Genomic DNA, 21,720 nt, shown 5'->3' with positions numbered 1-21,720 from the left:
ACGCGGCCCTCGTGCGCTGACCGACTCCTGTCGGCTCGCTCGATCGGACGCTACGGCGGATCGACGGAAAGGCGAGCCTCAAATGAATATCAATCGCTTCCCTCTTCGGGCAGGCCATGCCGCCCGTGCCTTCATCAACAACAGCCGCGGCGCAACGATCGCCGAACGCGTCGAATCATTGAACGCGCTGAGCATCCAGGACGCCGGGCGGGTGTTGACCGGCATACCGCTCGACTATGCGGTCAACATTCTCGACCGGCCGGAGCTTCGCAACGCCGCACAGATCCTTGCGCTGATCAGCGCCGAGGAGGCCGCACGGCTGCTGCACGGCATGTCGAACGACCGCGTCGCCGACGTGCTGCTCGAACTCGACGGCGAGACCCGCGCCCGGCTGTTCTCCAGTCTCGACGAGCCGGTGCGCATCGCGATCCAGCACCTGATGGGCTATCCGCCGCGCACGGCCGGCGGCATCATGACGACGGAGTTCGTCAGCGTGCCTGACAGCTGGACCGTCGCCCGCACACTCGACCATGTACGCCAGGTCGAACGCTCGCGCGAGACCGTCTACGCCATCTATGTGCTGGACGAGGTCAGCCATGCGCTGCTGCATGTGGTGACGCTGCGTCGCCTCATCACCGGCGAGCCGGACGCTTCGATCCTCTCTGTTACACAGAAGGGCGCGCCGGTTTCGGCCGATCCGCTGATGAAGCAGGAGGACGTCGCCCGGCTTATCCGCAAGCACGATCTGCTCGCCCTGCCCGTCACCGACGAACAGGGGCAGATGCTCGGCATCGTCACCGTCGACGACGTGATCGACACGATGATCGCAGACACGACGGAAGCGGCCCAGAAGTTCGGCGGCATGGAGGCGCTCGGCCAGCCCTACATGAAGATCAGCTTCTCCGGCATGATCCGCAAGCGCGCCGGCTGGCTCGCTGCGCTCTTCCTCGGCGAGATGCTGACGGCAAGCGCCATGCAGCATTTCGAAGGCGAGCTGGAAAAGGCCGTGGTGCTGACGCTGTTCATCCCGCTGATCATGAGCTCGGGCGGCAACTCCGGTTCGCAGGCGACGTCACTGATCATCCGGGCGCTGGCACTCGGCGAGCTGAAGCTCTCAGACTGGTGGAAGGTGCTTTTGCGGGAACTGCCGACCGGCATCGTGCTCGGCGCGATCCTCGGCCTGGTCGGCTTCATCCGCATCGTCTTCTGGCAGTCGGCCGGGCTCTACGATTACGGCCCGCACTGGCAGATGGTCGCCGTCACGGTGTTTGCCGCCCTGATCGGGATCGTCACCTTCGGCTCGATCTGCGGCTCGATGCTGCCCTTCGTGCTGCAGAAGCTCCGGCTCGATCCGGCCAGCGCGTCGGCCCCCTTCGTCGCCACGCTGGTCGACGTCACCGGGCTCGTCATCTACTTCTCGGTGGCGCTGCTCATCCTCAGCGGGACGCTGCTCTAACTCGCAAGCAAGCCCGAGTGGAATTATTTTCCCTCGGGCAGCTTCAACGGCCCATGCGTCTTGATGCTGCGGATGGCGAAGTTCGAGCGGATGTCGCTGACATTCGGCAGGGTCAACAGCGTTTCGGTCAGAAGCCGTTCATAGGCGGCGAGATCCTCCACCACCACTTCGGCGAGGAAATCGGCGGTGCCCGAAATCAGGAAGCAGGAGACGATCTCGGGGATTGCGAGCAGCGCCTTCTGCTGCGCCTCGGAATTCTCGCGGCTGTGATGGACGACCTTGAATTCGACGAAGACGGTGAGGCCGAGACCGACCTCCTTGCGGTCGATATCCGCCCTGTAGCCGCGGATGATGCCGGACCGTTCGAGATTGCGGATGCGGCGCAGGCAGGGCGACGGCGAAAGGTTCACCTTCTCGGCGATCTCGACATTGGTGGCGCGCGCATCCTCCTGCAGGCACTTCAGGATGGCGATATCGAATTTATCGAGATTTGGCATTTTCGCGATACCTATTGGCCTCGATTGGCAGAAGATTGCGCATAGCATGATTTTGGAGCCATAGATAGCAAGGACATGCCTCGGCCTCTGGCGCTAATCTTTTCTTCAACCGGACAGGCTCCGGACGGAGGAAAGGATTGATACGATGACCACCATTGCATTCACAAACGACAAGTCGCCGTCGCAGGTACTGGGTTATGCCGGCGGCACCATTACCGTGCTGATCTGGGCAACATGGTTTCTCGTCACCCGCCACAGCGCCGCAACGCCGCTCGGCTCGATCGATATCGGGCTGATCCGCTTCGGAATTCCGGCGCTGGTGCTTTCGCCTGTCTGGCTGAAGACGGGGCTGCTGCCGAAGGCCCTGCCGCTTCACCTGTTGGCGATCATGGTGTCCGGTTCCGGCGCCGTCTTCTTCCTGCTGACGACGCTGGCAATCCATTCGACGCCGGCCGCCTCTTCGGGGATTCTGCTTGGCGGCTCGATGCCGCTCGCCGCGGCGCTGATCGGCATTGTGCTGTTTCGCGAAAGACCTGACGGCACCCGCATCGCGGGGCTCGTTGCGATCGTCGTCGGTGTGCTGATCCTGCTCACGCGTAGCCTTGCGGACGCCTCGCTGCCATGGACGAGCTTCGTGCTGCTGCCGGCCGGCGCCATTCTCTGGGCGAGCTATACGCATGCCTTCCGCCGCTCCGGTCTTACCGCCGTGCAGGCGAGCGCCCTGATCGCCGTCTGGTCCTTCCTGATCATGGGCGCACTTGCCCTCATCTTCGGCATCTCGCTGCCAAAGGCTACTCTCCCGGAGATCGGTCTGCAGGTGCTGAGCCAGGGCGTTCTTTCCGGCCTCGTCGCCATGGTCGCCTACGGCACCGCCGTCAGAACACTCGGCGGAACACAGGCCGCCGCGTTCACAGCGCTGACGCCGGTTCTCGCGACGCTTGGCGGCGGCTTGCTGCTTGGCGAAGCGATCGGCATGACGGAAATCAGCGCCGCCGTGATCACCGGCATCGGCGTGGCGCTTTCGACAGGTATAGCCACGCCACGCCGCTGAAATCCAACACCAACAGCAGATGGAAAAGCCGCCTGCAGCCATCGCTGCGGCGGCTCAGTCAATGGAGAGGGCGTCGTTACCGAGCTTGGAACAACACCTCAGGCCTGGATGACGACGACCCTGGCGCCGACCTCAACACGGCTATAGAGGTCGATCACGTCGTGGTTCATCATGCGGATACAGCCGCTCGACATGGCAAGACCAATCGATTGCGGCTGGTTGGTGCCATGAATGCGAAAATGCGTGTCGTTGCCGCCGCGATAGAGGTACATCGCCCGCGCACCGAGCGGGTTGTTCGGGCCGCCCGGCATACCGCCGGCGAGCTTGCGATAGCGCTCTTCGCGGCGCTGCATGTTTTCGGTGGGTGTCCAGCTCGGCCACTCGGCTTTGCGGCCGATATAGGCGTTACCGGCAAAGGCCAGCCCCTCGCGGCCGACACCGACGCCATAACGCATCGCCCTGCCGCCGCCGAGGACGTAATAGGCGCGGCGCGCGGGTGTATCGACGATCACGGTGCCGGCAGCATGCGTGGTTTCGTAGGCCACTTCCTGGCGGCGGAGCTCCGGCTTGATCTTGTCGATCGGCACCTGCTTCAACGGGAATTTTTCATCCGGAAGTGCGGCATAATTCGTCTGGCTGTTCAGACCGGTCGAAGAGCAGCCGGCCACGAAAAGCGGCAGAGCGATCAGAAAGCCCCGGCGGGAGATCGTCATGAATGTGTCCTTAGTGCGTCAACTTGATGTCGCAAGCTAAGGAAATTATGGTTAACGAACGGCTAACAGCCTCCGGCAGAAGGCGATCACGAAGGCGTCAGCACGCAAGAATTGTCGCGGTGGGGATAATCCGCATCACATATTCGGATAGACCGGCCCCTCGCCGCCCTGCGGCGGCACCCAGTTGATGTTCTGGTTGGGGTCCTTGATGTCGCAGGTCTTGCAGTGCACGCAGTTCTGGGCGTTGATGACGAAGACCTCTTCGCCGTCCTTTTCCACCCATTCATAGACGCCGGCCGGACAGTAACGCGTCGACGGGCCGGCATAGATGTCATGCTCGGACGACTTCTGCAGGTTCATGTCCTTGACCTGCAGATGCACAGGCTGGTCTTCCTCGTGATTGGTGTTCGACAGGAACACCGAGGAGAGGCGATCGAAGGTCAAGACGCCATCGGGCTTCGGATAGGCGATCGGCTTGTGCTGCGACGCCGGCTCCAGGCTCTCAGCATCCGTCTTGCCATGCTTCAGCGTGCCGAAGACGGAAAAGCCGAACAGCTGGTTGGTCCACATGTCGAAGCCGCCGAGCGCCACGCCGAGTGCGGTGCCGAACTTCGACCATAGCGGCTTGACGTTGCGCACCCGCTTCAAATCCTTGCCGATGTCGCCCTTGCGCCATTCATTCTCGATCTCGGCCACCTCGTCATGGCTGCGGCCGGTCGCGATCGCGGCGACGATCTTCTCGGCCGCCAGCATGCCCGACAGCACCGCATTGTGGCTGCCCTTGATGCGCGGCACGTTGACGAGACCGGCCGAACAGCCGATCAGCGCCCCGCCGGGGAAGGTCAGCTTCGGCACCGACTGATAGCCGCCCTCGGTGATGGCGCGGGCGCCATAGGACAGCCGCTTGCCGCCCTCGAAGGTGGTGCGGATCGCCGGATGGGTCTTGAAGCGCTGGAATTCCTCGAAGGGATAGAGATAGGGGTTCTTGTAATTGAGGTGGACGACGAAGCCGACGGCCACCAGATTGTCTTCCAGGTGATAGAGGAAAGAGCCGCCGCCGGTCTTCATGCCGAGCGGCCAGCCGAAGGAGTGCTGCACCAGGCCCGGCCTGTGGTTTTCCGGCTTGACCTGCCAGAGTTCCTTGAGGCCGATGCCGAATTTCTGCGGTTCGCGGTCTTTTTGCAGATCGAACTTGGCGATCAACTGCTTGGCGAGCGAGCCGCGCACGCCCTCGCCGATCAGGGTATATTTGCCGAGCAGTTCCATGCCGCGGGTATAGTTCGGGCCAGGCTCGCCATTCTTCTCGATGCCCATATCGCCGGTGGCGACCCCGATGACCGCACCCTGGTCATTGTAGAGCACTTCGGTGGCGGCAAAGCCCGGATAGATCTCGACGCCGAGCTCTTCGGCCTTGGTCGCCAGCCAGCGACAGACGTTTCCGAGCGAGACGATGTAGTTGCCGTGATTGTTCATCAATGGCGGCATCAGCACATTCGGCAGGCGAACGGAGCCGGCCGGACCGAGCAGCAGGAAGTGATCGGCGCTGACCTTGGTCTTGAACGGTTGGTCGGCCTCGTCGCGCCAGCCGGGCAGCAGCCGGTCGATGCCGATCGGATCGACCACGGCGCCAGAGAGGATATGCGCGCCAACTTCCGCGCCCTTCTCCAGCACGACGACGGAGAGTTCCGGATTGACTTGTTTCAGACGGATCGCCGCCGCAAGACCAGCCGGACCGGCGCCGACGATCACAACGTCGAATTCCATGCTCTCGCGTTCGGGCAGCTCAGTCGTCTCGGTCATTCACTCGTCTCCGCTTGCCGGCACGCGGCCGTCATCCCGTCATGGCACTTTCTTGTCAAAACGAGAAAGCATTGTCGAGCCGGGATACGACAGCCAATCTTCCAATTCGCACAATGATGAGGCCTCGTGGGAAAGAATTACATAACGCTTACGTCAACGTCAATTATCAAACGCTGCCGAACCGGTCACATGCCCTTTCCTTTTCCGCCGCTTGCGCCTTATACATCGCTCAAAGCTATCGGAGGACAATCATGGATCTCGGCATCAAGGGCAAACGGGCACTCGTCCTCGCCTCCTCGCGCGGCCTTGGCCTCGGCATCGCCGTGGCGCTGGCGCGGGAGGGCGCAAACGTGCTGCTCTGCGGGCGCAGCGGCGAACAGCTGGAGGCCAATTGCAAGGCGATCAACGGCGAAGGCAAAGGCCGGGCCGACTGGATCTGGGCCGATCTCGGGGACGAACGCTTCGTCGAGATGGCGACAACGGCGGTGAAGGAGAAGTTCGGCGGTCTCGATATTCTCGTCAACAATACCGGCGGGCCGACGCCCGGCACGACGGAGGACATGACGGGCGAAAAGCTCGAAAGCTATTTCCTCTCCATGGTCGCTCGCGTGATCACGCTCACCAATGCGCTGCTGCCTGGCATGAAGGCGCAGGGCTGGGGCCGCATCCTGACAGTCGCCTCATCCGGCGTGATCGAACCAATCGCCAATCTGGCGCTGTCGAATACGTTGCGCCCGGCCCTTGCCGGCTGGAGCAAGACGCTTGCCTCCGAAGTGGCGGGCTTCGGCGTCACCACCAACCTGCTCTTGCCGGGCAGTATCCTGACGGCACGGCTCGACGATCTCGACGGGGCCGCGGCAAAGCGGACCGGCAAGAGCCTCGAGGAGATCCGCACCGACAAGGAAGCGCGCATTCCGGTGGGCCGCTACGGCAGAGTCGAGGAATTCGCCGCAACGGCTGCCTTCCTGTGCAGCCAACCGGCAAGCTATATCACCGGCTCGCTCATCCGCTGCGACGGCGGCGCGGCACGATCCGTCTGACATTCCTTCTCAGCCGACGTGGGCTGCCGCCGCCCATGTCGCCACACTTCGGATCATCTGTTCGACGTTAGTCGGATCGTCCGCAAGTTCGGCGAGTTCGGACAGACGATGGAAGCCGGTCAGGATCGCAATGCGGCGCCGGTCGAGCCTGCGTCCGGTCAGCATTTCATAGGCCGATATGATGCGTGCGGTCAGATCGGGCGAAATGAAGTTCGAGTAGATGAATTCCTGGTGCAGCGGACCAAAGCCGGAATCGGCGAAATCGTAAATGCCGTTGAGCTTCCTTTGCGCATGGTCGAAGGCCATGTTCCAGCCATGACCGTCGAAGAAGCCGTAGATGTTGCCGTAGGGATCGGGCGGCAAGGCTTCGAAATCGGAAATAATGGCCTGCGCAAAGCTCTTGAGCTCAGGCGACAGCAGCGGCAAAGCCTTGGTTCGCACCGTCTCGGGCGATTGCCATGGCTGGACAGAACCGGCACCGGCCGATCGTATGCGAACGGCATCAAGTACATGCAGCTCGGCGTAAAAACGCGCGAGATCTTCCGCGAGGCGCTGACGATCGCTTTCGCCAAGCGCATCGTAATCTTCGGCAATGAGATGTTCGCCGTCGAGCTTGGCATGGCTGGAGAAGATCGGCGGCCCGTCGTGAATGCGCATGTCGGGAACCGCCATCGACAGCGACGGCCGAACGATGTCGAGCAAGGCAGCTTCCTTCTGAAGCGCTCTTTCCGCGCCGAGATTACGGGGAAACTTGAAGATCAACGTGTCATCGACGTCGACGGCAAGCGAATCCCAGCCCTTCGCCGCCAGCTTGAAGACGGAGGCCGTGAGTTCAGGAAATAGGCTTACGATCAGAGAGCGAAATTCGCTGGCATCCAACTCGTTCATGACGACCTGCCTTCTCTCGTTTTTCCGTGTTCTTCCCGCGCGATGGACGGCATACGGGTCGGTATCGTCGCCTGGCGAACCACCACCGCCGCCGCCGTCGGACGGCATCGGACTACACTGGATCTATATTAGTATAATTTGAATATTACGGAATATTCATTACAAAATTTTAAGCCATTATAACCACTTAGTGATCGCACACCGGGAATTATGTCCTTTTTGCGCCGCAATATAAGCAGCTCAATCAGAGCATAAAATTTGCAACCTTGCTCAAGACCGGTTCCCGCCCATGAAGAAATTTTGGATCACCGTCAGCGTTATCGCAATTGCCGCCATCGGCGTCTGGCAATTCGGGAATCTGGTCCCTTATGCCTCCCGAATTCCCTACCTCTCGCAGTTCATCAGGCAGCCGGCCGGCGGCAATGACGGCGGGCAGCAGGCGCAGGCCGATCAAGGTCAGGCCGCCAGTCAGGATGGGGGGCAACATCAGGGCGGCGGGCGCAGGCGCGGCGGCGGCCCGACCGTCGTCAAGACCGTCGCAGCCGTGAAAACGACGCTGCCGATGGATGTAACGGCGACCGGCTGGGCCGATGCCGATGACAACACGACCATTGCCGCACAGGAGCAGGGCTTGATCGTCAGCATCGATGCGCAGGATGGGGCGACCGTAAAAGCCGGCGACTTGATCGCCAAGCTGGACGACCGGACGGCCAAGGCGACCGTCGACAAGGACAATGCGATGATCGTGCGCGACACGGCAACCCTTTCGGAAGCCGAGACCGCATTGACGCGTGCGCAGGACCTCTTCAACCAGAAGGCCGGCACTCAGCAGAGCCTCGACCAGGCGGTCGCCGCCCGCGATACCGCGGCAGCCACTGTTGACGCCGACAAGGCGTCGCTGGCCTCCGACCAGATCCTGCTCGAGCACACCGATATCCGCGCTCCCTTCGACGGCCGGCTTGGCGATATCGCCGTCAGCAAGGGCGCCTTCCTCAATGCCGGCTCGGCAATCGTCACCATTGCGAAATACGACCCGATCTATGTGAAATTCCACCTGCAGGAACGCTACCTGCGGGAGCTGAAGAGCGCTCTGGCAAGCGGTCCGGTCGAAGTCAGCACCGCCCCCAATTCCACCAAGGGGCAAGTCCGAAAGGGCGAGATCAGCTTCTACGACAACACGGTCGACACCGCCTCGGGCACGATCCTCGCCAAGGCGAAATTCGAGAATGCCTCCGGTGCGCTCTGGCCCGGCCAGTCGGTCAACATCGTCGTGCATTTCAACAATGACGCACAGCAGGTGGTGGTGCCGACGGTTGCCGTCAGCCCCGGCCCGGAGGGTTTCTTCGCCTTCGTCGCCAAGGATGGCAAATCGCATCTGACAGCCGTCACCGTTGCCCGCGCCAACGGCGGCTTCACCGCCATCGCCTCGGGTCTTCAGCCAGGCGATCACGTCGTCGTCGAGGGCCAGGGCCAGCTCAGCGACCAGCAGGCGATCAACGAGCAGTTCGACGAAAAGGCGCTTGATGTCGCCTCCGCCGAAGAGCCTCGGCAACAGCAGCCGTCCGAAACAATCGCGGTGGGAGCTCAGCAATGATCCCGAATTTCTGTATCCAGCGCCCCGTCGCGACGACGCTGCTTGCGATCGGCGTCATTCTGGCCGGTCTTGCCGGTTATCAGCTCGTACCCGTCGCAGCGCTACCGCAGGTCGACTTTCCCACCATCAACGTTTCGGCGCAGTTGAGCGGTGCCTCGCCGCAGACGATGGCGACCTCGGTTTCGACGCCGCTGATCAAGCAGTTCGAGACCATTCCCGGGATCACCGAAATCAGCGCTTCCAGTTCGCTCGGCAGCACCAGCATCGTGCTGCAGTTCGACCTCAGTCGTAATATCGATGCGGCCGCAGCCGACGTGCAGGCCGCGATTTCGCATGCCACCCGGCAACTGCCCGACAATCTGACGACGCCGCCGAGTTATCGCAAGACGAACCCGGCCGATGCGCCTGTCATGCTGCTCTCGGTGCAGAGCAACACCATGCCGCGCAGCAAGCTTGACGACATCGCCGAGAACATCATCTCGCCGTCGCTTTCCACACTTCCCGGCGTTGCCCAGGTCAGCGTCTACGGTGCGCAGACCTATGCCGTGCGCGTCGAGGTCGATCCCAACAAGCTTTTGACCCGCGGCATCGGCATCGATACCGTCAACAAGGCACTTGCTGCCGCCAACAGCCAGCAGCCTGTGGGAACGCTGCAGAACAATTCGCAGAGCATGACCATCACGGCGAACACGCAGCGCACCAGCGCCGAACAATTCCGTTCGCTGGTCATTGCCAATCCGAACGGCGCGCCGATCCACCTCGGCGATATTGCCGATGTGCAGGACAGCGTCGAGAACCAGTATACCGGCAGCTGGTATGATGGCCAGCGCGGCATCATCCTCGCCATCCAGCGCCAGCCGGACGCTAACACGGTCGATGTCGTCGATGCGATCAACGCGAAGCTGCCGCAGCTTCACGCCGAAATCCCGCCCTCGGTCAACACGGTCGTCATGAATGACGCAGCAAAGCCGATTCGCGATGCCATCTCCGACGTGAAGTTCACGCTGCTGCTCACGATCGGCCTCGTCGTTCTCGTCATCTACCTCTTTACCGGCCATGCGACAGCAACGATCATTCCCGGGCTTGCCGTTCCGCTGTCGCTGATCTCGACCTTCGGCACGATGTATGTGCTCGGCTACAGTATCGACAACATCTCGCTGCTCGGGCTGACGCTCGCGGTGGGGCTCGTGGTGGATGACGCCATCGTCATGCTCGAAAACATTCTGCGCCATGTCGAGGAAGGCATGCCGGTGCGGGAAGCGGCGATCAAGGGTGCGGGCGAAGTCAGCTACACCATCATTTCCATGTCGGTTTCGTTGATCGCGGTCTTCATCCCGATCCTGCTGATGGGCGGCGTTGTCGGCCGCGTGTTCAACGAATTCGGCATGGTGGTTGCGATTGCGATCATCTCCTCGGCAATCGTCTCGCTGACCGTGACGCCGATGCTCGCCTCGCGTCTGTCCAACCACCAGAGCCGCCCGCCGCTCATCATCCGCATCTTCGATGCCGGCTTCGAACGGACGCTGCGCGGCTATGACAGGGCGGTCGGCTGGTGCCTTCAGCATCGCATCATAATCCTCGGCGTTTTCCTCGGCTCGGTGGCACTGACGATCTATTTCTTCATGACGCTGCCGACGAGCTTCTTCCCACAGGAAGATATCGGCCGCCTGACGATCAGCACGCAGGCCCGGCAGGACATTTCCTATTCCGCCATGGCGGCGCTGCAGCAGCAGGCGGCAGCCGTCGTCAAGGCGAACCCGGCGGTCAACCACGTGATGTCGACGATCGGCGGCAACCCGAACAAGCCACAGAACAACGGCTCGATGTTCGTCGAACTCAAGGACAAGGACCAGCGTGCGCCGCTTGACCAGACGCTGCGCGATCTGCGCACGGCGATCAACAAGATCCCCGGCCTGCAGGCCTTCGTGACACCGAACCAGAGCCTGCGCTTCGGCGGTCGCCAGACCGCCAGCCAGTATCAGCTGGTGGTGCAGGCGCTGAGTGCTGATCAGACCAACCTGTGGGCCGGCAAGATCCAGGCGGCGATGCGCAAGGATCGCCTCTTCACCGACGTGACGTCGGACGCCCAGAACAACGCCCTGCAGGCCAATATCGTCATCGATACCGAGCGGGCAGCCGCCTACGGGATCGACAACGACACGCTGCGCACGACGCTGCAGGAATCCTTCAGCGGATTTGCAGCGGCGGAAATCCAGTCGACCGGTGACAGCTACGACGTCATCGTCGAATATGACACGAGCAAGCCCTGGGACGACCAGAAGCTCTCGGAAATCCGTGTCGCCTCGGCCAATGGCAGTCTGGTGCCGCTTTCAAACTTCGCGCATGTCGAGCGCACGGTCGGCCCTGTGACAATCAACCAGACGGGCCAGCTCGTCTCGACCACCGTTTCCTTCAACCTGCCGGAAGGCGTCTCGCTGAGCAATGCCACGGCAGCGATCGACCAGATCAAGACGGAAATCAGCATGCCGGCCGACGTCTTCACCTCCTATGGCGGTACGGCTGAGATTTTCGAGCAGTCTCAGGGCAATACGCCATACCTCATCCTGGCGGCGGTGCTGACCATCTATGTCGTGCTCGGCGTGCTCTACGAGAGCTTCATCCACCCGCTCACCATTCTCTCCGGTTTGCCTGCGGCGGCATTCGGTGCGCTGCTGGCGCTAAAGATCATGGGCTTCGACCTGTCGATCATCGCCCTTATCGGCCTGCTGATGCTGATCGGCATCGTCAAGAAGAACGCGATCATGATGATCGACGTGGCGGTGGAGACCATGCGTACGACCGGCGAAAAGGCGACGGTGGCGATCCACGAGGCCTGCGTGCGACGCTTCCGGCCGATCATGATGACGACCTTCTGCGCCCTGCTCGGCGCCTTGCCGATCGCGCTCGGCACCGGCGCAAGTTCGGAGCTGCGCCAGCCGCTCGGCATCGCCGTCGTCGGCGGCCTGATCGTCTCGCAGATGCTGACGCTCTTCATCACCCCGGTCATTTTCGTCGAGATGGACCGCTTCGGAAACTTCCTCGGCCGTCTGATCGGCCACACGAAGGTCGTGGAGCCGGAGCTGGAAGAGGCAAGGGCAATGGCCGCCGAGTGATGACGGCCCTCTGAATTCGGCATTGCCGATTGACCCTTGCGGCGCACTTCTTCTTCTAACCGGGAGAAGAAGTGCGCCCGCGATCACATCAACTTCCGCTCCTCTTGAATGTGTCACGCCCCTGTGGCATCACCCGCCCTCCTGATTCCGGGGCGTGCTTACGCCCTTTCGCGGAGCGATGCTCCGTCTCCAATAACAATCGGCATGAAGAGGTGCGGGCATGGCTCAGGCGCTGGGTTTCGACTTCGGCACGACGAATACGGTTCTCGCCATGGCGGATGGCGGGGCGACACGCTCAATGGCGTTCACGAGCACGGAGGGTACGGCAGACAGCATGCGCACGGCGCTTTCCTTCATGAAGGATGCCCAGCTCGGCGCTTCGGCGCTGAAGGTGGAAGCGGGCCATGCGGCGATCCGCCAATTCATCGACAATCCCGGCGAATGCCGCTTTCTGCAGTCGATCAAGACCTTTGCAGCGAGCGCGCTGTTCCAGGGCACATTGATTTTCGCCAAGCGGCATAATTTCGAAGATCTGATGGAGATTTTCGTCAGGCGCCTGCGCAACTATGCCGGCGACAACTGGCCTTCGGATGTCGGTCGCATCGTCACAGGCCGGCCGGTGCACTTTGCCGGCGCCAGCCCCGATCCGGCGCTGGCGACCGAGCGCTACAACGCGGCGCTGTCGCGCTTCGGCTTTCCCGAAATCCACTATGTCTACGAGCCGGTCGCCGCCGCCTTCTACTTCGCGCAGAACCTGAAGCAGGATGCCACCGTGCTGGTTGCCGATTTCGGCGGCGGTACCACCGACTATTCGCTGATCCGCTTCGAGACCGTCGCCGGCAGGCTGACGGCAACGCCGATCGGCCATTCAGGCGTCGGCGTTGCCGGCGACCATTTCGACTACAGGATGATCGACAACATCGTCGCGCCGCTGATCGGCAAGGGCAGCCATTTCAAAAGCTTCGACAAGATCCTCGAAGTGCCGTCCAACTACTATTCCAGCTTCGGCCGCTGGAACCAGCTGTCGATCTTCAAGACGACGCGCGAATTCGAGGATTTGAAGAAGCTGGTGCGCACCAGCCTGGAACCGGAAAAGCTCGAAATCTTCATCGACCTGATCGATCATGACGAGGGCTACCCGCTCTATCAGGCGGTGTCGGCGACAAAGATGGCGCTTTCGGCCGCAGAAGAGGCGCCTTTCGATTTCACGCCGCTTGGCCGCAGCGGACATCGCAGCATCAAGCGGAGCGACTTCGAAGGCTGGATCGCCGATGATCTCGCCCGTATCGAAGGCGCGCTCGACGACGTGCTCGACAAGACCGAGACGAAGCCTGCGGAGATCGACAAGGTCTTCCTGACTGGTGGCACCTCCTTCGTGCCGGCGGTGCGCCGCATCTTTACCGAACGCTTCGAGCGCGACCGGATCGAAAGCGGCGGCGAGCTGTTGTCGATCGCCCATGGCCTGGCGCTGATCGGCGAACGCGATGATATCGCGCAATGGACTGTGCAATAGAGCCGGCAAGGGCGGGCAATCGGCCGCCCGCCCTTTCAATGCCACTGTCACTCCGCTAAGCTTGCCCGCATGATCTCCGCCAACGACCTTTCCCCAGCCGAGCTCGCAGCGCTTCTGCATTTCCATGCCGATGCCGGCGTGGAATGGCTCTTGGAGGAAGAGGCGATCGACCGCTTCGCCGAGTTCGAGGCGATGAAGGCCGCGCGCCGCCCAGCGGCACAGGCGCAGCAGCAACGTCCCGCCGCCGGGAAGCGCCCTGCCCCAGGTCAGGCACCGGCGCGCCCGAATGCAGCGGCACGCCCAGCGCCTGCCGAACGCGCAGCGTCCGGTCCGCAACCGGCAATCCCGGATGGCGAGGCAGTGCAGCAGGCGCGCTTCGCCGCCGAGACCGCGCGATCGCTCGTCGAGCTCAAGACGGCGATCGAAGCCTTCAGCGGCTGCAACCTCAAGCACAGTGCCCGCTCGACCATCTTTGCCAGCGGCGATGCCGAAAGCGGGATCATGGTGATCGGCTCGGCACCGAGCGCCGAAGACGATCGCGAGGGCATGCCCTTCTCGGGAAAATCCGGTCAACTGTTCGACAAGATGTTGGCGGCGATCGGGCTGACGCGCTCAGCCATTCTGTTGACGCAGGTCATCCCCTGGCGACCACCTGGCAATCGTGCGCCCTCGGCGGCGGAAATGGACATTTGCCGACCCTTCATCGAACGGCAGATCGCGCTTGCCGAACCGAAGGCGATCCTGCTGCTCGGCAATTTTTCGGCGCGCTTTTTCTTCGGCGAAAACGATACGATTCACGGGTTGCGCGGCCGCTGGAAGGAGATTGCCGTTGCGGACTGTGTCATTCCTGCCATAGCCAGCCTGCATCCGCAGGATCTGTTAACCGCACCTGTAAACAAGCGGCTGGCCTGGAATGACCTGCTCGTCTTTCAAGCGAAGCTTAAGTCCCTCTCTTTGCTTAGAAATTAGCCAAAGTTGAATAATTTGTGAATCAGCCTATGCGATTTTCGCATGGCTGCATCCCGCCGTGACGCATTGCGGAATCTATGCTGCATCGCAATATCAGCTGTGTCTTGGGAGGAATCACAGGAACCAAGGCCATGAACAAGCGTTTTCGTCCTATCCATAGCGGGTTTGAAACCCTTCGCCTCGTCGGCGACCAGGTTCGTTCCACTCAAGGCTACAGCCGTTTCGGCTTTGCTACGAACGAACAGATGATTGCGCGCGGCACCGGCATCAACAGCCGCACGGCGCGCCCGAACGCCATTTTTTCGGACTTCCAGCAATATTGAGCAGGAATTCAACGTGTCGCAGCGTCCTTTGCGCGTCCTAAAAAGACGCCCAGCGCTGTAGGCGCTTCGCCTGCCCTTCGTATCAAGAGTACCCCAACATGTCGACGATCCTGATATCGCTCCTGCGCAACATCGAAACATTCGAACATATCCGCGTTGCCGTCTGCGCCGCGCGGGAATATGAGCGCGAGCTTTCGGTCAAGCCGGCGGATACGGGATCCCGCATTGGCGCAGGTACAGCGGCGATCGTTCTCTAGAACATTTCCGAGTCATGGAAATGCTCTATCTCTTTGTTTTCGCGCATTCCGGACGCAAAACCGCTGCGCACTTTTGCTGGAAGTGCTCTGGTCAGATGGCCATTTCCTCGAACTGGGCCTTCGCCCATTCGAAGGCTTCGTCGACATAGGCGAACTTGACGGCCTGCCAAGCGCAATATTCCTCGATGAAATCCCGCGATATCCAAAGGTGCGTCTTGCGCGGCTCGTCCTGCCAGCCGACGCAGCCGCGTTGCGCCGCTTTTGCCAGCAGCCGCTGCAGATGGGTGCGCGACATCATGAAATCGGCAGCGAGCGCACGGGTTTCGACACGGCCGACGGGCAATCTGCCCGGCTCGCTGCTTGCCATATCCATCCGGGCGATGAAGTTGTCGACGACGAGGCCGCCGGCTTCCGTCCAAAGGAACAGCGCCACCTGCTCAGGCGGCTCGCGCCAGGCGGCATCCTCGAGGCAATGGCGGGCAATGCGCGGCTGAATGAGCCGCATCAGTGATGGATTTGCCTGTAAAAAGGCTGCCCTTGGACCGCCGTCGAGCAGATCGAGCGCGCCGAGATTGGAAATAAGCCAGGCAAACATCCCCTGATGGCTGACGTCAGCCGGCTCGAAATGACGTGGCCGCCGCCGCTCGTCGCCGGGCGTGTGGGTTATGAACCGGTAGGTATAGAGTTCTTCGATGAAAGCGAGCACGGTGTTGCGGCTCGCCACCTTATGCGCGGTGATGCGCCCGGTCAGCCGAACGGCGGTGAAACCCGAGGTCGGGTCGCGCGGATCATGTTCCAGGTGGAGGGCATAGGCAGTCTGGGTCAGAAGCCAGCGTTGATGGGAGGCAAGCAGTCGCGCCAGCCGCGGACCGGCATCGAACATGCCGCGCATCTGCCCAGCCAAAAAGCGAATGCTCATCAGAAAGGAAGAGCTCCCTACCAATTGCTCCGCTGTGAATGCCATTATGCTTTTCTCCACCCCCGCTCGCCGGCCAGCGTTCGGAGCAACGACACCGAGAGCTCCTCCGGCATCAGCGGCCATTCAGACATGCACAGCTTGGAATAAATGATAGTCTCTCATGTTCAACAACCATATTCGATGGGCCGGCGATATCCCAAGAATTCGCCATTGTTTTCACGTCTTGCGGGCAAACTTTCAAGCGGCTGCAATCCCCGCGTTAAAACCTTGATAAATATGCGCTTGTAGGCGTCAGGCTTGCGGCGTCGTGGCCTTGCGCGCCTCTCTCTGCTCGATGCCCAGCTGATGCTCGCGATAAATGATGAAGATGCCGGCGGCGACGACGATGACGGTGCCGATCAGCATGGTCACGCTCGGCACGTCGCCGAAGACGAAGTAGGCGACAATGCCGCCGAGCAGGATCGACGTATATTCGAACGGCGCGATGGTGGAAACGTCGGCATGGCGGTAACTTTCCGTCAGCAGGATCTGCGCGACGCCGCCGCAAAAGCCGGCGGCGATCAGATAGAGCGCCGTCGGCCATGCCAGGATGAGCCAGCCGAAGGGAAGAGAAGCCAGCGAGAAGACCGAGGCGGTGATCGAGAAATAGAGCACGATCGTCGCCGTCTTCTCTTCCTCGACGAGGCGACGCACCTGGATCATCGCCACGCCGCCGAGAACGGCCGAGAGCAGCACGCAGAGCGCGCCGACGGCCTGTTCTGCTTCCATGCCGCCGTCGCGAAACAGCGTGAGTTTCGGCCAGGAAACGATGGCGACGCCGACGATGCCGACCAGGACGGCGCTCCAGCGATAGATGCGCACGGTCTCGCCGAGAAAAACGGCAGCGAAGATGACGGCGACGAGCGGCAACGCATAGCCGAGCGCGATCGCCTCCGGTAGCGGCAGATGCAGCAGGCCGTAGAAACCGAAAGCCATCGACAAGATGCCGATCGTGCCGCGCTTCAGGTGACCGATTGGATTGGCCGTGTAGAAGGCGGCGCGCAGCTGCCTGTTATAGGCCAGATAGGCCATGATCGGGAAAAGCGCGAAGAACGACCTGCAGAAGGTGACCTGACCTGGCGGGATGTCTGAGCCCGCCAGCTTGATGAAGGTCTGCATGGCCAGGAAGACCACGACCGACGAGACTTTCAGCGCAATGCCTCTCATCGGGTTTCTGAGAACCGAGTGCATGATCCTGGCTCTTGATACTGACTTAACCGGAACGGGGAGACGCGTTCGACTCGGGAACGCAGCAGGTGACGTCACCCATCGTAGCGAAAGAAAAACCCGATTGGCGAAAAAACCGCAAGCAACATGAGAGAAACACGAAAACGCCGTCCGCGGCAGGCTCAACCGTGCTGCTTATGCTCCACCGCTCTGAAATTTCCCGTTTTGAGCCATTCACCCCGAAAATGTTCATCTCGCGAGGCTGGCCGTTAACCAATTGAAAACCATAGGCAAGCATCGTTTTTATCGCTGATCTCGAAATTTTCTTCACCACACAAACAATTGCCCGCTCCTTCCAGGACCCCATTTGATGAAGCCGCTTAGCGCCGAAACCATTGCCCAGTCGCAGAATGCGACACCGCGGTCCATGCGCGTCGTCACCGACGGCATCAGCACCGACCTCGAGCGCTTCAGCGCCGACAACACCCACATCGTCAAGCAGATCAAGCTGCTGGCGATCAATGCGCTGATCGAGGCAGCCAGAGCCGGCGAGACCGGAAAGGGCTTCGCCGTCGTTGCCAACGAGGTGCAGCGGCTGGCACAGATCGCAACCGACATTACCGGCAGGTTCGAAAGCAACGTGCTCGGCCGCATCGGCCTCAGCCGCGCCATGGCCGATTCGCTGGTCGAGGAGATGGAGGGCGTTCGCCTTACCGATCTGGCGCAGACGCTGGTGCAGCTCATCGTCCGCAACCTTTTCGAGCGCACGGCCGATGTGCGCTGGTGGGCGACGGACCCGGCACTTTGGCAGGCGCTGCAGGAACCGGGCCGGGAAACCGTCGCCTTTGCGGCGGAGCGTCTTGGCGCCATCAACCGCTTCTACACCGTCTATCTCGATCTCGTCATGACCGATCTCTCTGGCAAGGTGATCGCATCCGCCAATCCCAAGTTCCAGCGCAAGATCGTCGGCACGAGCCTTGCCGGCGATCCGTGGTTCCGCGCGGCGTCGGCCTGCTCGTCCGGCGACGCTTATATCGTCGACGACGTCAAAGCGAGCCCGCTCCACGACAACAGGCATGCGCTCGTTTATGCCACCGGCATCCGCAAAGAGGGCAAGCTCGACGGGCGGCTGATCGGCACGCTCGGCGTCTATTTCGACTGGCAGAACCAGGGCCAGGCGATCGTCGAGAAGGAGGCCAACCTGCCGCCACAGCTGGCGGAAAAAACGACGGTCATGCTGCTCGACGGCAAGAGCCGGGTGATCGCCACCACCAATCCCGCCTTGCTCTTTTCCCATTTCGCGCTCGCCAATCCGTCCGGTCAGGCGAAAGGCAGCTACTACGACAATAACGGCTCGATCGTCGCCTTCGCGCGCACACTTGGCTACGAGGATTACGACGGGCTCGGTTGGTACGGCGTCGTCGTGCAGCAGACCGAAAACGACGCGACGATCAAAGCCGCCCTCAACCTGAAGTAGCGCCTATGTCGCCGCAGCGGCGGTCATCCGTTTCCGATAAGATATTTTGCCCGCGAACTTGGTGTTCGCGGGCAATTTGCTTTAAGTTTAGTTCAGACTTTAATGTAATCATCCCCGGCAAAATTTATGGCAGAGTGCGCCCGCCTCTGTATTCCGCGGTTATCAAATAACGGTCTTCAGGAAACACCATGCGAACAGATACCGGCCAGGTCATTCATCTGGCAGATTACCGTCCCACCGACTTCGTGCTGGAACGTGTGGACCTGACCTTCGAACTCGACCCGACGGAGACAAAGGTCGAGGCGCGTCTGATCTTTCATCGTCGCCCGGGCACCGATCCGGCAGCGCCGATCGTTCTCGACGGCGACGAACTGACGCTGTCGGGGCTGCTGTTAGACCAAGTGGAACTGGACCCTTCGCGTTACGACGCAACAGCGGAAAGCCTGACGGTGCGCGACATGCCGGAAAGCGCGCCCTTCGAACTGACGATCACCACCGTCATCAACCCTGAGGCCAACACCAAGCTGATGGGCCTTTACCGGACCGGCGGCATCTACTGCACGCAGTGCGAGGCGGAGGGTTTCCGCCGCATCACCTATTTCCCCGACCGGCCCGACGTGCTTGCGCCGTTCACGGTCAACATCATTGCCGACAAGGACGCCAACCCGCTGCTTTTGTCGAACGGCAACTTCCTCGGCGGTGCCGGCTACGGCCCCGGCAAGCATTTCGCCGCCTGGTTCGATCCGCATCCGAAACCGAGCTATCTCTTTGCGCTCGTCGCCGGCGATCTCGGCGTCGTCGAAGACACGTTCACGACCATGTCCGGCCGTGAGGTGGTGCTGAAAATCTATGTCGAGCACGGCAAGGAGCCGCGCGCCGCCTATGCCATGGACGCGCTGAAACGCTCGATGAAGTGGGACGAAGAGAGGTTTGGCCGCGAATACGATCTCGACATCTTCATGATCGTCGCCGTCTCCGACTTCAACATGGGTGCGATGGAGAACAAGGGCCTCAACGTCTTCAACGACAAATACGTCCTTGCCGATCCCGAAACCGCGACCGATGCCGACTATGCCAATATCGAAACGATCATCGCGCATGAATATTTCCACAACTGGACCGGCAACCGCATCACCTGCCGCGACTGGTTCCAGCTGTGCCTCAAGGAAGGCCTGACGGTCTATCGCGACCACGAATTCTCTTCCGACCAGCGCTCGCGCGCCGTCAAGCGCATCGCCGAAGTGCGCCACCTGAAATCGGAGCAGTTCCCGGAGGACGGCGGCCCGCTCGCCCATCCGGTGCGGCCGACGACATATCGCGAGATCAATAATTTCTACACGACGACCGTCTATGAAAAGGGCAGCGAAGTCACACGCATGATCGCGACGCTGCTCGGCAAGGACGGCTTCAAGAAAGGCATGGACCTCTATTTCGACCGCCATGACGGTGAGGCCGTGACGATCGAGGATTTCGTCAAATGCTTCGAGGATGCAAGCGGGCGCGACCTCACGCAATTTTCGCTCTGGTACCATCAGGCCGGCACGCCGCTCGTCACCGCATCGGGCAGCTATGATGCGGCGGCCGGCAGCTTCACCCTGTCGCTCGAACAGATGATCCCGGCAACGCCCGACCAGCCGGGCAAGGAGCCGATGCATATTCCGCTCAGCCTCGCGCTGTTTGGCGAAAACGGCGGCAAGATCGAGCCAACCTCGGTCGACGGCGCGGAATATGCCGACGAGGTATTGCATCTCACAGGGCGCACGCAGACGGCCGTGTTCCATGGCGTTGGCTCGCGACCGGTCGTTTCGATCAACCGCAGCTTCTCGGCGCCGATCAACCTGCATTTCGATCAGAGCCCGGCCGATCTTGCCCATCTCGCCCGCCATGAGACCGACCACTTCGCCCGCTGGCAGGCATTGACCGATCTGGCGCTGCCGAACCTGTTGAAAGCGGCACGCGACGCCCGCCAGGGCAAGCCTGTGGTCTGCGAGGCGACCTTCGTCGAGACGCTGATTGCCGCCGCCGCCGACGAGAGCCTCGAGCCTGCCTTCCGCGCCCAGGCGCTGGCTCTGCCGAGCGAATCCGATATCGCCCGTGAACTCGGCGGCAACAACGATCCCGATGCCATCCATGCCGGCCGGCAGGCGGTCCTGAAACAGATCGCCGATGCCGGAAAGGATGTCTTTGCCGGCCTCTACGCAGCGATGACGACATCAGGCGATTTCAACCCGGATGCGAAAAGCGCCGGCCTGCGGGCGCTGCGCAATAGCGCCCTCACCTACCTTTCGCATGCCGAAGAGACGCCGGCCCGCGCCAAGGCCGCCTTCGATGCGGCCAACAACATGACCGATCTCAGCCATGCGCTGACGATCCTCGCCCATCGTTTTCCCGACAGCGCGGAGACGAGCGAGGCGCTCGCCACCTTCCGTGACCGCTTCGCGGAAAATGCGCTCGTCATCGACAAATGGTTCGCGATCCAGGCCGGCATTCCGGGCGCAAAAACCCTGGGACGGGTCCGCGCTCTGATGGACGATCCGCTCTTCAAGCGCACCAATCCGAACCGGATGCGGTCGCTGGTCGGCACCTTCGCTTTTGCCAACCCGACCGGATTCGGCCGCGCCGATGGCGAAGGCTATCGCTTCCTCGCGGATCAGATTCTCGATATCGACGGGCGCAACCCGCAGCTTGCCGCCCGCATCCTCACCTCGATGCGCTCCTGGCGGTCGCTCGAACCCGTGCGTGCCGATCACGCCCGCTCGGCGCTGATCGAGATCGAGCGGGCCGCAGATCTTTCGACCGACGTGCGCGATATCGTCGAGCGCACGCTTAAAGGGTAATTTGATTCGACCGTCCATCAGGAAAATTTCGGCGGCCGGTCGCCCAGCACCTCGAATCACCTCGAAA

The 21,720-nt window shown here is 61.6% G+C and carries 17 protein-coding genes; 11 read left to right on the top strand and 6 right to left on the bottom strand.

The features are described 5' to 3' along the window. The first annotated feature begins 82 nt into the window (after positions 1–82). Entirely contained in the window at positions 83–1,456 is a 1,374-nt protein-coding gene (gene mgtE, locus RlegSU303_RS05655) for a magnesium transporter (protein WP_017959716.1), read from the top strand. A gap of 23 nt (positions 1,457–1,479) precedes the next feature. Here the strand turns inward: mgtE and RlegSU303_RS05650 are convergent, their stop codons facing one another. Then, positions 1,480–2,001: an Lrp/AsnC family transcriptional regulator gene (locus tag RlegSU303_RS05650; protein ID WP_017959715.1), complete on the bottom strand. Its 522-nt coding sequence runs from the start codon at positions 1,999–2,001 to the stop codon at positions 1,480–1,482. Between the two features lie 97 nt (positions 2,002–2,098). Between RlegSU303_RS05650 and RlegSU303_RS05645 the strand changes: the two genes are divergently transcribed. Further along, a complete protein-coding gene (locus RlegSU303_RS05645; protein WP_131621966.1) occupies positions 2,099–3,004 on the top strand; it encodes a DMT family transporter in 906 nt (301 codons plus the stop codon). 98 nt (positions 3,005–3,102) lie between these two features. On the opposite strand, the gene RlegSU303_RS05640 is transcribed toward RlegSU303_RS05645, so the two are convergent. After that, positions 3,103–3,717, bottom strand: a complete 615-nt coding sequence (locus tag RlegSU303_RS05640) for a L,D-transpeptidase (protein ID WP_025393885.1) — start codon at positions 3,715–3,717, stop codon at positions 3,103–3,105. Between the two features lie 135 nt (positions 3,718–3,852). Then, on the bottom strand, positions 3,853–5,517 hold the full coding sequence (locus RlegSU303_RS05635) for an electron transfer flavoprotein-ubiquinone oxidoreductase (protein ID WP_168279848.1): 1,665 nt from the start codon (positions 5,515–5,517) through the stop codon (positions 3,853–3,855). A gap of 251 nt (positions 5,518–5,768) precedes the next feature. Between RlegSU303_RS05635 and RlegSU303_RS05630 the strand changes: the two genes are divergently transcribed. After that, a complete protein-coding gene (locus RlegSU303_RS05630) occupies positions 5,769–6,557 on the top strand; it encodes an SDR family oxidoreductase (RefSeq protein WP_131621970.1) in 789 nt (262 codons plus the stop codon). Positions 6,558–6,566: 9 nt separating this feature from the next. Here RlegSU303_RS05630 and RlegSU303_RS05625 read toward each other — a convergent pair whose 3' ends face one another. Beyond that, positions 6,567–7,445, bottom strand: coding sequence for a phosphotransferase family protein (locus RlegSU303_RS05625; RefSeq protein WP_231283566.1), 879 nt, complete (start codon positions 7,443–7,445; stop codon positions 6,567–6,569). Between the two features lie 289 nt (positions 7,446–7,734). Here RlegSU303_RS05625 and RlegSU303_RS05620 point away from each other — a divergent pair, with 289 nt between their 5' ends. The 6 genes from RlegSU303_RS05620 to RlegSU303_RS05595 all read left to right on the top strand — a co-directional run bounded on the left by RlegSU303_RS05620 (position 7,735) and on the right by RlegSU303_RS05595 (position 15,214). Then, positions 7,735–9,039, top strand: a complete 1,305-nt coding sequence (locus tag RlegSU303_RS05620) for an efflux RND transporter periplasmic adaptor subunit (protein ID WP_131621975.1) — start codon at positions 7,735–7,737, stop codon at positions 9,037–9,039. Further along, positions 9,036–12,152, top strand: a complete 3,117-nt coding sequence (locus tag RlegSU303_RS05615) for an efflux RND transporter permease subunit (protein ID WP_231283565.1) — start codon at positions 9,036–9,038, stop codon at positions 12,150–12,152. Before RlegSU303_RS05620 ends, RlegSU303_RS05615 begins: the two co-directional genes overlap by 4 nt. Positions 12,153–12,372: 220 nt before the next feature. Next, a complete protein-coding gene (locus RlegSU303_RS05610; RefSeq protein ID WP_017959707.1) occupies positions 12,373–13,665 on the top strand; it encodes an Hsp70 family protein in 1,293 nt (430 codons plus the stop codon). Positions 13,666–13,734: 69 nt separating this feature from the next. Further along, a complete protein-coding gene (locus tag RlegSU303_RS05605) occupies positions 13,735–14,634 on the top strand; it encodes a uracil-DNA glycosylase (protein ID WP_131629189.1) in 900 nt (299 codons plus the stop codon). A gap of 131 nt (positions 14,635–14,765) precedes the next feature. Beyond that, complete coding sequence (locus RlegSU303_RS05600; protein ID WP_131629188.1) at positions 14,766–14,957, top strand: hypothetical protein; 192 nt, start codon at positions 14,766–14,768, stop codon at positions 14,955–14,957. 98 nt (positions 14,958–15,055) lie between these two features. After that, positions 15,056–15,214, top strand: coding sequence for a hypothetical protein (locus RlegSU303_RS05595; RefSeq protein ID WP_165504204.1), 159 nt, complete (start codon positions 15,056–15,058; stop codon positions 15,212–15,214). 91 nt (positions 15,215–15,305) lie between these two features. Here RlegSU303_RS05595 and RlegSU303_RS05590 read toward each other — a convergent pair whose 3' ends face one another. Both RlegSU303_RS05590 and RlegSU303_RS05585 read right to left on the bottom strand, forming a co-directional pair. Continuing rightward, positions 15,306–16,178 carry a hypothetical protein gene (locus RlegSU303_RS05590; protein ID WP_231283564.1) on the bottom strand — a complete coding sequence of 291 codons (873 nt, stop codon included), beginning with the start codon at positions 16,176–16,178 and terminating at the stop codon, positions 15,306–15,308. Between the two features lie 246 nt (positions 16,179–16,424). Next, entirely contained in the window at positions 16,425–17,363 is a 939-nt protein-coding gene (locus RlegSU303_RS05585; RefSeq protein WP_003546796.1) for a DMT family transporter, read from the bottom strand. Between the two features lie 346 nt (positions 17,364–17,709). Here RlegSU303_RS05585 and RlegSU303_RS34215 point away from each other — a divergent pair, with 346 nt between their 5' ends. Together RlegSU303_RS34215 and pepN are read left to right on the top strand one after the other, a co-directional pair. Next, entirely contained in the window at positions 17,710–18,816 is a 1,107-nt protein-coding gene (locus tag RlegSU303_RS34215) for a methyl-accepting chemotaxis protein (RefSeq protein WP_131629186.1), read from the top strand. A 188-nt stretch (positions 18,817–19,004) separates the two neighbouring features. Continuing rightward, positions 19,005–21,653 (top strand): aminopeptidase N, encoded by a 2,649-nt coding sequence (gene pepN / locus RlegSU303_RS05575; protein ID WP_131621983.1) that lies wholly within the window; start codon positions 19,005–19,007, stop codon positions 21,651–21,653. Positions 21,654–21,720: the final 67 nt, after the last annotated feature.

It is taken from the genome of Rhizobium sp. SU303, from assembly GCF_021052345.1.
Lineage (GTDB): Bacteria > Pseudomonadota > Alphaproteobacteria > Rhizobiales > Rhizobiaceae > Rhizobium > Rhizobium laguerreae.
Note: the sequence above shows the minus strand (reverse complement) of the source record. Positions and strands in the feature narration are given on the sequence as shown.